The organism is Bartonella sp. AC158YNML, assembly GCF_042196725.1.
In the GTDB taxonomy this organism is placed as follows: domain Bacteria; phylum Pseudomonadota; class Alphaproteobacteria; order Rhizobiales; family Rhizobiaceae; genus Bartonella.
This window is the reverse complement of record NZ_JBHIQU010000024.1, coordinates 1-14064: the sequence shown is the minus strand read 5'-3', so window position 1 is coordinate 14064 and position 14064 is coordinate 1. Positions and strand designations below refer to the sequence as shown.

General features: G+C 42.4%; 19 protein-coding genes and 1 pseudogene. 17 read left to right on the top strand and 3 right to left on the bottom strand.

The window, feature by feature from the left end; translation table 11 throughout:
- Positions 1 to 194 precede the first annotated feature (194 nt).
- The 12 genes and pseudogenes from ACFIM1_RS08535 to ACFIM1_RS08480 all read left to right on the top strand — a co-directional run bounded on the left by ACFIM1_RS08535 (position 195) and on the right by ACFIM1_RS08480 (position 9809).
- The gene (locus ACFIM1_RS08535; protein WP_375609565.1) at positions 195 to 746 is read left to right on the top strand and encodes a hypothetical protein; all 552 of its coding nucleotides are present in this window, start codon (positions 195 to 197) and stop codon (positions 744 to 746) included.
- A gap of 30 nt (positions 747 to 776) precedes the next feature.
- Complete coding sequence (locus tag ACFIM1_RS08530) at positions 777 to 2705, top strand: phage terminase large subunit family protein (RefSeq protein ID WP_375609566.1); 1929 nt, start codon at positions 777 to 779, stop codon at positions 2703 to 2705.
- A gap of 3 nt (positions 2706 to 2708) precedes the next feature.
- A complete protein-coding gene (locus tag ACFIM1_RS08525; RefSeq protein WP_375607156.1) occupies positions 2709 to 2957 on the top strand; it encodes a phage head-tail joining protein in 249 nt (82 codons plus the stop codon).
- Positions 2957 to 4501 (top strand): phage portal protein, encoded by a 1545-nt coding sequence (locus ACFIM1_RS08520; RefSeq protein ID WP_375609567.1) that lies wholly within the window; start codon positions 2957 to 2959, stop codon positions 4499 to 4501. The genes ACFIM1_RS08525 and ACFIM1_RS08520 overlap by 1 nt, the downstream gene beginning before the upstream one ends.
- On the top strand, positions 4491 to 5558 hold the full coding sequence (locus ACFIM1_RS08515; RefSeq protein WP_375609568.1) for a S49 family peptidase: 1068 nt from the start codon (positions 4491 to 4493) through the stop codon (positions 5556 to 5558). Before ACFIM1_RS08520 ends, ACFIM1_RS08515 begins: the two co-directional genes overlap by 11 nt.
- Positions 5441 to 5821, top strand: a complete 381-nt coding sequence (locus ACFIM1_RS08510; protein WP_375694603.1) for a hypothetical protein — start codon at positions 5441 to 5443, stop codon at positions 5819 to 5821. The genes ACFIM1_RS08515 and ACFIM1_RS08510 overlap by 118 nt, the downstream gene beginning before the upstream one ends.
- Complete coding sequence (locus ACFIM1_RS08505; RefSeq protein WP_375609570.1) at positions 5818 to 6186, top strand: head decoration protein; 369 nt, start codon at positions 5818 to 5820, stop codon at positions 6184 to 6186. The genes ACFIM1_RS08510 and ACFIM1_RS08505 overlap by 4 nt, the downstream gene beginning before the upstream one ends.
- Before the next feature lie 12 nt (positions 6187 to 6198).
- Positions 6199 to 7275: a major capsid protein gene (locus ACFIM1_RS08500; RefSeq protein ID WP_375694601.1), complete on the top strand. Its 1077-nt coding sequence runs from the start codon at positions 6199 to 6201 to the stop codon at positions 7273 to 7275.
- Between the two features lies 1 nt (position 7276).
- Positions 7277 to 7630 (top strand): hypothetical protein, encoded by a 354-nt coding sequence (locus ACFIM1_RS08495; RefSeq protein WP_375609571.1) that lies wholly within the window; start codon positions 7277 to 7279, stop codon positions 7628 to 7630.
- A 335-nt stretch (positions 7631 to 7965) separates the two neighbouring features.
- Positions 7966 to 8502: pseudogene (locus tag ACFIM1_RS08490) on the top strand (Rha family transcriptional regulator); the annotation flags it as partial.
- A 288-nt stretch (positions 8503 to 8790) separates the two neighbouring features.
- Positions 8791 to 9534: an antA/AntB antirepressor family protein gene (locus ACFIM1_RS08485; protein ID WP_375609572.1), complete on the top strand. Its 744-nt coding sequence runs from the start codon at positions 8791 to 8793 to the stop codon at positions 9532 to 9534.
- Positions 9531 to 9809, top strand: coding sequence for a hypothetical protein (locus tag ACFIM1_RS08480; protein WP_375609573.1), 279 nt, complete (start codon positions 9531 to 9533; stop codon positions 9807 to 9809). Before ACFIM1_RS08485 ends, ACFIM1_RS08480 begins: the two co-directional genes overlap by 4 nt.
- A 46-nt stretch (positions 9810 to 9855) precedes the next feature.
- On the opposite strand, the gene ACFIM1_RS08475 is transcribed toward ACFIM1_RS08480, so the two are convergent.
- The 3 genes from ACFIM1_RS08475 to ACFIM1_RS08465 are packed head-to-tail and all read right to left on the bottom strand — an operon-like array spanning position 9856 to position 10624.
- Positions 9856 to 10002, bottom strand: coding sequence for a CopG family antitoxin (locus tag ACFIM1_RS08475; RefSeq protein ID WP_375609574.1), 147 nt, complete (start codon positions 10000 to 10002; stop codon positions 9856 to 9858).
- Between the two features lie 42 nt (positions 10003 to 10044).
- Entirely contained in the window at positions 10045 to 10362 is a 318-nt protein-coding gene (locus ACFIM1_RS08470; RefSeq protein ID WP_375609575.1) for a type II toxin-antitoxin system HicB family antitoxin, read from the bottom strand.
- Positions 10352 to 10624 carry a toxin HicA gene (locus ACFIM1_RS08465; protein WP_375609576.1) on the bottom strand — a complete coding sequence of 91 codons (273 nt, stop codon included), beginning with the start codon at positions 10622 to 10624 and terminating at the stop codon, positions 10352 to 10354. Before ACFIM1_RS08465 ends, ACFIM1_RS08470 begins: the two co-directional genes overlap by 11 nt.
- Before the next feature lie 49 nt (positions 10625 to 10673).
- On the opposite strand from ACFIM1_RS08465, the gene ACFIM1_RS08460 reads away from it, so the two are divergent.
- The 5 genes from ACFIM1_RS08460 to ACFIM1_RS08440 all read left to right on the top strand — a co-directional run.
- A complete protein-coding gene (locus tag ACFIM1_RS08460) occupies positions 10674 to 11216 on the top strand; it encodes a hypothetical protein (protein ID WP_375609577.1) in 543 nt (180 codons plus the stop codon).
- The gene (locus tag ACFIM1_RS08455) at positions 11197 to 11886 is read left to right on the top strand and encodes a phage baseplate assembly protein V (RefSeq protein WP_375609578.1); all 690 of its coding nucleotides are present in this window, start codon (positions 11197 to 11199) and stop codon (positions 11884 to 11886) included. The genes ACFIM1_RS08460 and ACFIM1_RS08455 overlap by 20 nt, the downstream gene beginning before the upstream one ends.
- Positions 11883 to 12224 carry a GPW/gp25 family protein gene (locus tag ACFIM1_RS08450; protein ID WP_375609579.1) on the top strand — a complete coding sequence of 114 codons (342 nt, stop codon included), beginning with the start codon at positions 11883 to 11885 and terminating at the stop codon, positions 12222 to 12224. Before ACFIM1_RS08455 ends, ACFIM1_RS08450 begins: the two co-directional genes overlap by 4 nt.
- Positions 12221 to 13048, top strand: a complete 828-nt coding sequence (locus ACFIM1_RS08445) for a baseplate J/gp47 family protein (protein WP_375609580.1) — start codon at positions 12221 to 12223, stop codon at positions 13046 to 13048. The genes ACFIM1_RS08450 and ACFIM1_RS08445 overlap by 4 nt, the downstream gene beginning before the upstream one ends.
- Positions 13048 to 14064 (top strand): phage tail protein (locus ACFIM1_RS08440; RefSeq protein WP_375694597.1); only part of this gene is annotated, 1017 nt, incomplete at its 3' end. The genes ACFIM1_RS08445 and ACFIM1_RS08440, both read left to right, overlap by 1 nt.

The following is a 14064-nucleotide window of genomic DNA, read 5'->3' as shown; positions in this document are numbered from 1 at the left end:
TATCGCTAGCGACAGAATTTTTAAATTGACTGTACATTGTACACATAACACATTGATAAATAACGAATTTAATGTGTTAAGTATTTCCTTATCGTATTAAATCTTGTTTTTCAGTTGGTACCGTAAATCTCTCTTTATCCTAATACGCCGTAACCGCCTCCTTCTTAGGACAGAAAAGAAGGAAAGGAGCAACTATGAATAAGAAAACGCGTAAAGGTTTATCGCTTCGTGCATTTGCCAAAAAGATGCGTGTTTCTCCTAATGCAGTGGTTTCTCGATTTAAGACAGGGAAGTTTGATAAGGCTCTTTTTGAAGATGGTTCTGTCAATGAAGCCCTTGCCACAAGCATCTGGAATGAGAATCCAACAAAACGCCCTGCTCCATTTTTAGCACCGGATGGCCAACCGCGAACAAAGATCAAACAAGTTTCTACAGAGGGTGCCAATGAATACAAGATTAAACTGGAGCGAATGCAAGTTGCGCTTGAAAGCGAAAAGATTGCCCTTGAACGCTTACGCGAAACAACCGTTGACCGTGAAGAAGTCAAGAGAGCAGCGCGTGAGTTTGGAAGAGCACACCGTGACGCTATGTTGAATTTTCCTCATCGATTTGGTGCAAGCATTGCTGCACAAGTTGGATGTGATGCTGCAAGCCTAATCGGTGCCATTGATTATTACATACGAAAGGCTTTGCTTGAAGCTGTTCATATTCCAGTTCCTTATCATGATCCTCAACCTCCAGAATGAGAGAGTTTTGGGGCGAGCAAAGAATGAATAATGGATGAGAATGCTGTTACAGAATTTTTCTCCCATGCCAATGATGCAAGACAACCGGACCCACCATACACGGTTTCGCAATGGGCGGATAAGAATAGATACCTTAGCACCGTAGCAAGTGCTGAACCTGGATTGTGGAGAACAAAACGCACCCCCTATTTGCGTGAAATCATGGATAACCTTTCCTCTCACAAACCGATTGAAACAACCATTGTCATGAAAGGAGCGCAGGTTGGCATGTCAGAGGCAGGATTGAACTTTTGTGGTTATGCCATTCATCATAGTCCAGGACCTGCCCTTTATGTGATGCCGACCGTTGAGACCGCTAAGAAACTGTCAAAGTCTCGTCTTGATCCGATGATTTCAGCTAGCCCTGCTTTAAGTGAACGCATTGCTCCTGCTCGTGCAAGAGACAGTGGAAATACAATGTTTTCAAAGGAATTTTATGGGGGGACATTGATGATTACAGGAGCAAATAGTGCTGCTGGATTGCGTTCTTCTCCTATTCGCTATTTGGTTTTGGATGAAGTCGATGCTTACCCATTGAATGTCGATAATGAAGGCGATCCTGTAACAATTGCTGAAAAACGAACTTCTGCTTTTATTCAACGTAAAATTTTTAAATTGTCCACGCCGACACACCGTGACACAAGCCGTATCGCCAAGGATTTTATGCTTGGTGACCAGAGATATTACAATGTTCCTTGTGATGCGTGTGGTACGCTACAACCGATTTTTTGGTCACAAATCAAGTGGCAAAAAGGCGCCCCCGAAAAAGCTGTTTTTGTTTGTGCGCATTGTGGTCATGAACATGCCGAACATCGTAAGTCCACCTTAATGGCAGAAGAAAACGGTGCTTGCTGGATCGCAACACAGGAGTCAAGTAAGCCTCGTCTGCGTTCTTACCATATTTCAGCGCTTTATTCCCCATGGCTGACTTGGGGCGATTGTGCGCGCGAATTTTTAAGAGCCAAAGAAGACCCTGCTCTTTTGCAAGTTTTTATTAATACAGTTCTTGGAGAGCCATGGGAGGACAGAACGGGCGAAGTTGTTGATCCAGACAGCCTTTATGCAAAACGCGAAGACTATCCCCTTGCACCAGAACAAGCCGTCGTGTTGACAGCAGGCATTGATGTGCAAAATGATCGTTTAGAGCTTGAAGTGGTGGGATGGGGGCGTAGTGAAGAAAGTTGGCATATTGATTATCAAGTGATCCTTGGTGATCCCTCTTCTTTTGAAGTGTGGGACCAATTGGATGAATATCTTGCAAAACGCTGGCCACATCCAGGCTATAAAGAAGGGATTAGGATAACAGCGGCTTGTATTGATACCGGTGGTGGACATACACAGGCAGTTTATAATTATGTACGCCCGCGTGAGGGGCGGCGCATCTGGGGTATTAAAGGACAGGCGGGATGGCGTGCGGTATGGCCACGCCGACCAAGCAGAAACAATAAAGGACAGATTAATCTTTATATTGTTGGGGTTGATGCCGCAAAAGATATCATTACAGCACGATTTAAAAAATCGGGTCCTGAAGCAACGGGGGCTGGTGCAACACACTTTCACAAAAGCCTTGACCTGGAATATTTTGACCAGCTAACCGCTGAAAGAAAAGTCATCAAATATTTTAAAGGCTTCAAGCGTATTGAATGGCAAAAAAGTGAAAAGGCAAGAAACGAAGCCTTGGACTGTAGGGTCTATGCTTATGCTGCTTTACAAGGTCTGATTTCGGCAGGAATAAACCTTAATCGAGAAGTCGATATCTTAGAAGAGCGTTTGGAAAAACTTAAAATTGAAAGTTCTGTAGAGCAACCAACATCTGGGATTTCTTCATTCACTTCTCCAAGAAGATCTCAGATAGCACAACCTCAAAGGAAACAATCCAGAACAGTGATGAATCCTTATATGCGAGGGGATTGGAGGTGATTTGTGGATGAAACTTTAGGACCATTTAACAGCAAAATTAACAGACTGGAAAGTTTAAAAAGGCGGCGTGAACAAATTGAAGAGGCTCTTTATTCGGGAGCGCAATCAGTGCGTCACGGCGATAAGCAAGTCAGCAACCGCTCTGTTGAGGAACTGCGCAGAGCTCTTGAAATGATCAATACGCAAATAGCGGACCTTGAAGGGCGTAAAGGTTCACGCGTGTTCTATTTTAATATCTCACGAGGCTATTAATGGCTGGCTTTATCAATAAACTTACGGGCTTTTTTACAATTTCTCGTCAACACAATCCCCATTTTGAAGCGGCAAGCAAAAGCCGTCGCATGGGTGGTTTTGATCCCGCAAAAAAACATATCAATAAAGCGATTGAAGAATGCGGTGATACCATTGTTGCCCGTTCAAGATGGCTTTATGACAATGAAGCTCTTTACGGTTCTGCGACTGAAGAATGGGTCTCTGCGGCTGTCAGTGATGGGATTAAACCTTATCCTCGCATTGAAGGTTTTCAAGAAGAAAAGAAAAAGCTTTTAGACTTATGGTGGCAATGGGCTGATGAAGCAGACTACGACGAAGATGCCAGCTTTTATGGGCTGCAAGCAACCATTGCACGAGAGGTCTTTTTAACCGGCGAATGCTTTGTAAGATTGCATTATGTTGACCTTTATGGGCGCTCTGGTGTGCCGCTTCAATTACAAGTTTATCCTACTGAAATGCTGGATCTCACCTATAATGGACCTGCTGAAATTGAAGGCAATTACATTCGTATGGGAATTGAATTCGATGCCAGTGGTAAGCGCGTTGCTTATCATTTCTGGGAACATCATCCCTATGATGATTGTCCTGCAAACAGAGCCTTTAAGAGCCAAGAGCGCATACGTGTGCCTACTGAAATGGTCATTCATATCAAAGAACGCCGGATTGCCGGACAATTGCGCGGTTCTCCCAAAATAACGCGCTGTATGACAAAGATCTTTCAACTCGAATCCTATGATGATGCAGAACTTGATCGAAAAAGGACGGCGGCTCTTTTCGCGGCGTTTGTCAAGGACAATTCCCCAAACGTCGCAAAATTATCCGATAATCGTGATAAAAACGACGTTGAAGAAGAATACGAAGCACCTGCCATTGCACCCGGTGCATCTCTTTATTTAGGAGAGAATAAAGAGGTTACATTCTCTAACCCTGTTGAGGTTGGAGGTTCTTATGAGGCTTTCCAATTTCGCAATATTTCAAAAATTTGCTCGGCTCTCAATATGCCTTATGCCGTTGTGACTGGAGACGTTACGCGCGGTAATTTTTCCAATGTGCGTACCTCTATCATTCAGTTTAGACGGCATGTCAAACAATGGCGTGAACATATCATTGCCTTTCAGTTTAACCACATTGTTTGGGAACGTTTTGTTGAAATGGCAGTACTTTCTGGACGCGTTCACTTACCCGGATGGGAAGAAAATTCCTTGCCATGGCTTCAATGTGAAAGCTTTGCACCACCCCTTGAAATGATTGACCCAAACAAGGATATCTCGGCGGAAAAAGAAGAAATTCGTGCAGGCTTGAAAACACGACGCATGGCACTGGCCGAGCGCGGCTTTGATATCGACAGCATTCATGCCGAACTGCAAGAAGAGCACACAGACGCTCGTGCGCGCGGCTTATCTTTTGACACGGATATGGCAGCGCCTTCTGGTGAAAATCAAGCGATTGATGATGAAGATTCAGAGACTTCTGAGAGTTATGAAAGTAACCAAGGTAGTGAGGCACATAAAAATGGTGAATAATCTTGATATGCCGTTCTTGGCATCACGGCTTTTTGGGGTTCCACACATGCTTGCCTCGACAAAACTTGATGTCATTTTGAATGCTCTTGCTCCACGCCTTTTTGCAGGCGAAAAGTTTTCCCCTAAAGCTTTTGCGCAAGAGAATACAGAAGCTTTCAGACCCCCTGAAACTTATATAGTACAAAACAATATTGCCATAATACCCGTTCATGGCACGCTTGTACGCCGCAGTGCGTGGCTTGGAGCTTTATCGGGATTGACTTCTTATGAAGGGTTAAGAGCTTCCTTTCGTAAAGCCATGGCACAACCTGATGTTCATGCCGCCTTATTTGATATTGACAGTGGTGGTGGAGAAGCCGGTGGCATCTTTGATTTGGTTGAAGAGTTTCAGACACTTTCAAAACAATACAATAAACCCATTTGGGCGCATGCCAATGAATTTGCTTGCTCGGCGGCTTATGCCATTGCTTGTGCGGCTTCTCAAATCTGGGTTGCACGCACCAGTGTTGTAGGCTCCATTGGGGTTGTTTGCGCCCATCTTGACCAATCTCGTGCGGATGAGAAACAGGGGCTTAAATGGACCTTTGTTTTTGAAGGTGATCACAAAACGCATGGCAATCCTCACGAACCCTTGAGCGATACAGCACAGATAAAAATGCAAGCCGATTGCGCCCTGCTCTACGAAATGTTTGTTGATTGGGTTGCAAAAAACAGACCTCTGAGTGCAGACACAATTCGTGACACAAAAGCAGAAACTTTTATAGGCACCCAAGCTTTAGAGCTTGGATTAGCAGATGCGCAGGGCACCCTTGCGCAAGCTTTGGAAGCCTTAACGGATTCCATATCACAAAACCCAACATCAACAAAAAAAGGAAAAAACACATGGCACGCACACAATACCGCGCCCAAGAAGAGGATGACGAAAAGATCGTCGACATCATCAACGAAGATGAAGATGAAGAGGACGAGAGCGACATTGACGAAGATGCCGAAGTCTTTGACGATGAAGAAGAAAACGAAGACGAAGATGAGGACGAAAATAAACAAGAAAGCATAAAAGCTGCTCTTGAAAAGGAAAGAAAACGTGGCAAGGCACTGATAAATCTTGAAAGGCAAGCAAAGCGCCTAGGCGTTTCTTTTGATGCCGCAAAAGCCATTAAAAGCGGCATGAATGTTGAGAAAGCAAAAAATGTTGTTTTAACTGCTGCTGTCTCGAAAAGTTCATCTTTAAAATTATCACCCACGGTTCCTCACAGTGATGGAACGAGCAAGGCAAAAATTCATACAAAATGGGAAACAGCTTGGAGGGCAATAAAATGAATAATATTATTTATGAAGACGTACGCAATGGCGCTTATCTTGGACCCTACGATACGGATATGTCAAACGAAGAAGTGGTTTTTGCATCAGGAGCCTTCATTGAAGCAGGAACTGTCATGGGGAAAATTACAGCATCAGAAAAATATGCCCCCCTTAATCCAGCAGCATCAGATGGCAGCCAAATCCCTGCTGGAATTTCTTTTGCCACTGTTGATGCCTCTCAAGCCGATCAACGTGCCGTGATTACAGCACGCTTATGCACTGTAAAAGCTTCTGAATTGCTATGGCCAGATGCCATTACAGATGAACAAAAAAGTGCTGCCATTCAGTCTCTCGAAGATCATAACAATATTTTATTGCGATAGGAGAATGCGCACATGGATATGAACTTTTTTAAACACGACGCTTTCTCTGCCACCACAATGATGAAAGCGATTGAAAACTATGAGTTTCAACCGGGACTTATTAGTTCTCTTGATCTTTTTGAGGAAGTGGAAACAAGCACCACAGTGGTTGGTATTGAAAGACGTGACAATACATTGTCCTTGATTCAAACCAGTAAACGTGGCGCCCCCTTAGCAGAAGGTGATAGAGATGGGCGTAATCTTCGGTTTTTCAAAACAACACGGATTGCCAAAAGTGACACGGTGAAATCAGAGGAAATCCAAAACCGGCGTGAATTTGGGACAGAAGATCAACTCGAGACGGCAATGAAATATATTGCCAGAAAACAAAAGAAACTGATTTCTGAAATCGAATTGACATGGGAAAACATGCAACTTGGCGCTGTTCAAGGGGTGGTTCTTGATGCCGATGGTTCAGTGATTGTTGATTGGTACAAGGAATGGGAAATCGCACCACCAAAGCCGATTGACTTTAAATTAAATAATGAAACAACCAATGTTGCTGATCATGTTGATCAAGTCATTATGAAAATGATTGAAGCTTCAAAGGGAGCATTCACTGATCGTTCACGCATTATTGGGCTTTGTGGAAACGAATTTTTCTCCAAATTGAAAAACCATAAAACAATTCGTGAGACTTATCTCAACACAGCTCTTGCACAAACTTTGAATAGCGCTGGAGGAGTTGCAACACCAAGTTCGATTGGCTCTGGGAGCTTTGGCAGTTTTGACTTTGCGGGTGTGACTTTCATTAATTACCGGAGTATTCATAACTATAATGTGAGTGCGAAGGCTGGAACAAAGCGCGCCATAGGCATTAAGCCTGATGAATGTCAATTCTTGCCTGCCAATGCACCGGGAGTGTTTCAAAAAACCTTTTCTCCTGGAGAAAGCTTGGATTTTGCCAACACGGTTGGAAAACCGCTCTACACTATGTTGATCGTTGATAACGACCGTAATGCATGGGTAAAGCCGGAGGTATACAGCTATCCGCTTTATATTTGCACGCGTCCTGAAATGCTCTTTAAAGCGGTCAGTGAAGGAAAATAACATGCGATGGCATGGGTTGCTTAATAAAATGATTCAAGACGTGCGCAACACTTTTGGGCAACCCGTCATCTACACGCGAAAGGATAATCAACAATCGTTTCAAATTACAGCGATTTACACCATTAAACATTCGGAATCGGACGCCGGTGGCAGAATCTCTACCACAATTGCAAGAAAGGAACTTGATCTTTGTATCAATGACATTGGAGGATTACCACCAAAACCTCAAGATAGTATTGTGATCATCTCTCCTGAAAACAACAAAGCCCCCTCTTCTCAAGAGCAATTCGTGGTCACAGATGTCCAAGCCTCTGAATCCGGTATGTATAAGCTTATCTTGCGAGAACAGAAATAATAAGGCACCTTTGTCTAGCAAGGAGTTTTGATTATTTTTATAAAAATATCACATTCCCACTTGACAATGTGGCGACAATATGAATAATCGAATCAGTTGCCTAAGAAACACCGTAGGAAATACCAAGCGGACGAACTACCGATATAGTTTATTCTCCGCACATTAAAGGCTTTGACTCATTGTATGTTACATGCATATAATGATTTTGTCGGGTGTGGTTACGCTATACAATACCCTTTGGGAAAAGCATAACGACGGACTTGGTACCGTGTTTCTTAGCACCCGGCACTCTCTTAGAGTGTCATTAAGAAACCTCTATTACCAAGGAGTTCATCATGAACACTCTTATAGAAATTAAAAGAAGCACTGCTAATAGTGCTATCCCTCAAACTATGTCTAGTCGTGAAATTGCTGATTTGTGTAAAAAGCAGCACGCACATATTATGCGTGATATCAAGAAGATGCTTGAAGAACTTAACGGCTCCAAATTTGGATTGGTTGATTTTATCGGTACTTACGTTGATGCAAAAGGTGAAAGCCGCCCTTGTTATAACTTACCTAAGCGTGAATGTTTAATTCTTGTTTCGGGTTACAGCACTGCTTTACGAGCAAAGATTATTGACCGCTGGCAAGAATTGGAAAGACAAGTAACAACACCACAAGTTGATTATTCCAAACCCGAAGCATTACTTGGTGTTTTGAATCACTTACAAAGTCAAATTGAGCAGAAAGATCATGTTATTGCCGAATTGACTCCAAAAGCAGAAGCTTTAGAAGGTCTAAAACGCTCTGATGGTTTGTTCGGTTTGATAGAAGCAGCAAAGATGTTAGAAGTGCGACCAAAGGATTTAACGGATTACTTTTATAAAAACATTACATTGCCACTTGACATTATGTCGACAATATGAATAATCGAATCAGGTGCCTCAAAAACACCTTAAACACATAGCGGATAGATTGCCGAAACAGTCTTTTCACCGCCAATTAAAAGCTTTGACTCATTATATGTTACTCGCATATAATAGATTTGTCGGGTGTAGTTATGCTATACAATACCCTTTGGGGAAGGCATAACGACGGGCTATGTGCCGTGTTTTTGAGCACCCGGCGCTCTTCATAGAGTGTCAATCAAAAACCTTTAAGCACATAGGAGCCAAATCATGGCACAATATTTAATCGACATACACAAAGCTACAATTGATGGCGATACCGTTCAGACGGTAAATGCACGTGAGTTACATGCATTTTTGGAAATAGGAAAAGATTTCTCTACTTGGATTACTGACCGTATCAATAAATATAATTTATTAGAAAACCAAGATTTTGTTTGCTCCCCGATTTTGGGGAGCAAAGGTAGGGGTGGTCACAATCGTAAAGACTATCACCTGATCTTAAGTGTAGCTAAAGAACTTTCGATGCTTGAGAATAATAAGAAAGGTAGAGAAGCTCGTTTATACTTTATCAAATGTGAACGGCTTTTGAAACAAGTAGTGACACCACAAGTTGACTATTCGAAGCCTGAAGCATTGCTTGGTGTCTTGAACCATTTACAAAGTCAAATTGAGCAGAAAGATCATGTCATTGCAGAATTAGCACCAAAAGCAAAGGCTTTGGATGGTTTAAAACGCTCTGATGGATTGTTTGGTCTTATTGAAGCAGCAAAGATGTTGGAGGTACGACCAAAGGATTTAACCGATTATTTGCGTAAACATGATTGGGTGTATCGTCGTGCTCCAGGGGCGCCTCTGTTACCTTATCAGGATAAGATAAAAAAAGGATTCATGGACTGTCCTGCTATTACCATTCAAAGACTGGATGGTACAGAAAAGGTGCTGCCTTCAATGAAAATCACATCTAGAGGATTGGCATGTTTGAGAGAACAAATCCATGGAGGTGTACAATGAAGATAGATACCAACTTCTTATGTGACTTATGGATGGCATTATCTCGATTTTCTAGACATGAAAATATGAGCGATAAAGATTGTACTGCTCTGGTTGACACTATGAGTGTAATAGAAAAAGTTTTGATTTCAAAACTTCAGGATGAACTACCCAATATTACAAAGATTTTAGCAATTCTTACAGATTTTGGAGATTCAGAGTTACCGCATAGCATGGATTCTTTGTTACGCGCTTATGAACCAAATTTCGAGAGCCCCATTAAAAAGGTTGCTTAACTTAAAAACAAAACTCCCCTCCCTATCGTTAAAGGTGGGGAGGTAGTCAAGAGACTTCTTTAGGTAAGAACTCAAAATGAACGGATTTAAAATCAGTTAAGTCATAATCTGTAAGATCGGCAGTATCAACAAAGTTTTCTGCTTCTTCACCCGTCTTGAAAACGGGTATTTGTTTTAATTTAGAGGTTTTCATAAGAATTAGTTTTCTTTTAGTACGTATAGACTTTTAAAAGATTCAAAGTTTAGAAGAAATATATCTATTTAAACTCACACCATTTTCAGCGGCTTGTATTGCAAGTTTTCTATGGAGTTCTGGTGGTATTCTTAATTGAAACTTACCACTATATTTACCATGTGACAAAGGCACAGGAATTTCTTCTCCATTATGTTGCATGTCCTCAACAACTTCTGAAACAAGGTCCATAATACCTTTTAAAGCTTTCTCTGCTTGAGCATCTAACCATGAAAGGGATGGGAATTCTGCACATAATCCGACATATTCCTCATCTTCTTGCGACCACAAAACACGATATGTATAATGATTATTGTTCATGTTTCATCCTTTCTATCGCTTGTAAGACTTGTTTGACTTGATAAGCTTTTGCTTTGTTACCAGAATCTTTTTGAATATTCACACGAGGATCACCAAGCCACGGTGTTTTAAAAACAAAGTGGCTTGTACCATTGTTCCGTGGTTCTCCAAAGAAATAGACACATACAGCCAACAAATCTGAAAACTTAATGTTCTTTGGTAATGCTTTCATCAAGCTGATTATTTTTTCAACTTTATTACTCATAACCAATAATAGTATCATTATTAATCCTAGTCAATCATTTTATGCACTTAATTGAACAGGAGCCCCCATGCCCCCCCGTGAGACGATAAGAGAAACATTTGTTGCGTTGATAAAGGCAGCAAAAATAGTGGCTGGTGATAATGTTTTCAATATGCGCGATTTCAATTTATTTATTGAAACAATGCCAGCTATTAATATCTCAACGCAAAGTGAAATCATCGAAGATGGACATGATTTTGGCTTAAGGTGGCGTGTTTTAACAGTAGATGTTGAATGCTATGCAACATGTGAAGAGGGTGCACGCTTTGTTGACCAATTAGCATGGGAAGTTGAAGAGATTTTCCATGCCAACCCCAATCTTAACAACACCGTTGAGACATGCCGCCTGCAAAATATTGCTTTTGCCTTTGGTGATAATGGCGCTTTAGCACTCCACGGTGCAATTTTAACCTTTGACGTGACGCACATAACCAATATCCCCTGCCCTGATGAAGGAAATGCAACCGCAAGAGTTGTTAAACCCCTTGTCGGTTTTAAACCAGAAACAGGTGTGGGAAACGAAGACAAATACCATAAAATTGAAGGTAGCTATGTTAGAGCGGCGCGATAAGGAGATCACCGATTTAAAGAGACGCGTAGCCAATATGGTTGTGGTGGGGAAAATTAGCCATGTCGACCATAAAAACGCACGCTATCGAGTAAAAACTGGAGGTCTTATCAGTGACTGGATTCCAGACACACAAGCCCGCGCCGGTAAAACACGCTCTTATGAAGGGCGCGATGTTGGAGAGCAAGTGATTGTTGTTTCATCATCAGGGGATTTATCGCAAGGGATGATTGTGGGTTCCATTCATACCGATGCTAATCAAGCAGCCGATAAGGGCAGCATTCACCGAACGATATACCCTGATGGAACCAGCCTTGAATATGACGATGAACAAAATACTTATGCCCTTAATATCAAATCGGGTGGAAAGTTTATTCTGACAATCTCTGATGGCGTATCACTCAAAGGAGATGCTGGTAAGTTAGAGCTTAGCGCACCGGAGGGCATACAAATCACTTCAGAACGTGACCTTAGTTTAAAGGCAAAGGGCGGCATCTCTTTGAAGGCTGGTGGTGACATTTCACTGAATTCGAATGATAGTCTCTCTCTTCATTCTGGAAATAATGTTTCCATTCATTCAAGTAGCTTAAAGCATAACGGCACCAATGTAGGAGCAACCCATGTTCATGGAGGTGTTTTCCCTGGTGGCTCGATGACAGGAGGTCCAAATTGAACAGTGGAATGGACCGTACAACGGGAAAGTCCTTGGTTGGCATAGAGCATTTGCGGCAATCGATTATTGATATCTTGTCAACACGCATTGGCACACGAGTCATGCGTCGTGATTATGGTTCACGCGTTGCAGAACTCATTGATGCACCAGTGAATAATGCTTTTGCCGTTGCCCTTTATGCCGCCGTTGCTGAGGCTTTAGACAAATGGGAACCGCGTTTTAAAGTGAAAAAAATCGATTTTAAAAGGAGTGAGAATGGACACGTTTCTTTATCCTTTGAAGGCATTTATTTGCCATCCGGCAAGCCCATTACCATGGAAGGATTATTGATAAAATGAGTAAAGCGCTTGCAAAACCGGAAATTATTACAGAACTTTCTTTTGAGGAAATCCGCGCAGCTGTTCTGACCCATTTAAAAGAACTTTTACCCGAATATACATTTTTGGAAAGTGATCCAGCCGTAAAAGTCATAGAGGCTTTTAGCTATCGAGAATTGCTTTTAAGACAGCGTATTAATGAGGCAGCACGCAACAACATTCTTGATTTTGCAATCGGTGAATCTCTTGATGCTTTAGGAAACTGGCATGGTATTGCCCGCATGGAAGGGGAAAGTGACGAGAGATATCGTGAACGCATACAGCTTCATGCCCGTGGAGGAAACGGAAGTGGAACAGAACCCTATTACAAGCTTATCGCCTTAACAGCCGATAGCCGTGTGAAGGATGCGATTATTTATCGTAAAGGCAAAGACCCAACCATCTATGTTGCTCTTTTTGGTAATAATGAAGAAGGGACAGCCTCTGAAGATCTCTTACAAACAGTTTCACAAGCTCTTCACAGAAAAAATATCATCATGACCAATGATACGATTATTGTGCATGCTGCTGTCAAAAAAGTGCTGGACTTAGAAGCAGATGTTTGGCTGTTACCGGAAACATCTTTGAAAATTCTCACGACAATGGAGGCAAATTTAAGAGCAGCATGGAGACAAGAACAAGCCATTGGTCGTGAATTAAGCCTCTCGTGGTGGGTTTCAAAACTGATGATCCCTGGTGTCCAGAAAGTGATTGCCATTACACCCACAAAGGACAGAGCAGTTTGTGACGAAGAAATCTTATCGATTGGCAAAATCACCTTAAACTTTAAAGGGCGGGCGCGCTAATGGTTGGCTCGCTCCTCCCCTCACATGCAACAGAATTTGAAAAACGCCTTGCCGATGCTTGCAACTTTCATCAAGATGTTGATGGAGCTGTTTTGGGGATTTCACGTGCAAAACTGATCACACGCCCTCCCCGCTTTTTGCCATGGTTTATTGAAGAATATGGACTTGGTGAACTCACACCTTATGTTCCAAACCTCTATGATTTGATTGACCAAGGACTTGCATGGCAAAATATTCGTGGCTTTGTAGCCGCCATTGAGTTGGGACTTCAATGGTTAGAGCTTTCCGCGCGTTTTAAGCCCGCATGGTCTGGGCGTGCATGGTGGAATTCCTTTCAACTTGAATTTAACCAGTTGCCTGAACGAACACAGCTTGAAGCCGTTGAAGCAATCGTGAGACTTTCCAAAAGTTTGCGCTCTGATTTTCGTCGTGGTGTTTATGGGTATGATGTTGGAGCTGTTGAATGCAATATGTCACGCCTTGATGACAGCATGTTGGATTTTGAGAGTGGCATCTGTCTTACAGCTGGGGGAACTTTGTTTTCCTTTGGACGCACAACAGAAATCAATCATACCCTCACAAAAGAAGAAGGCAAGCTTATTGGCAATTGGATGGATGACTTTGACGAGGAGTTAAGCTGGAACCAAATTGATTACCCTTGGGATTTGGCAAATTTTCCTTGGTGTTCGGTCAAAAAACATGAACGCGATATACTCATGGCAGAGTGGTTCCAAAATCGTCCCCTTTATTTGGCTTTAAGAGACGCAAACAATACTCTGATTGGGTATCGCCGATGCTATGCTGTAGCGCCTGTAGAGCAGGTTTTAGAGGGTGTTTACAACCATTGTGGCAACAGATTTAACCCTTCCCCCACCGGCACTCTGTTGTTTCTTGCAGCTCGCACAGATTTTGAAGATGTTGAGGACAAACAAGCCGCCGCTGTTTCCCTTCTCGTTCATGGCTCTCTTGCACAACAAACCCCTCCTGGCAAGCTTTGGCTTGAAGCTCATGAACTG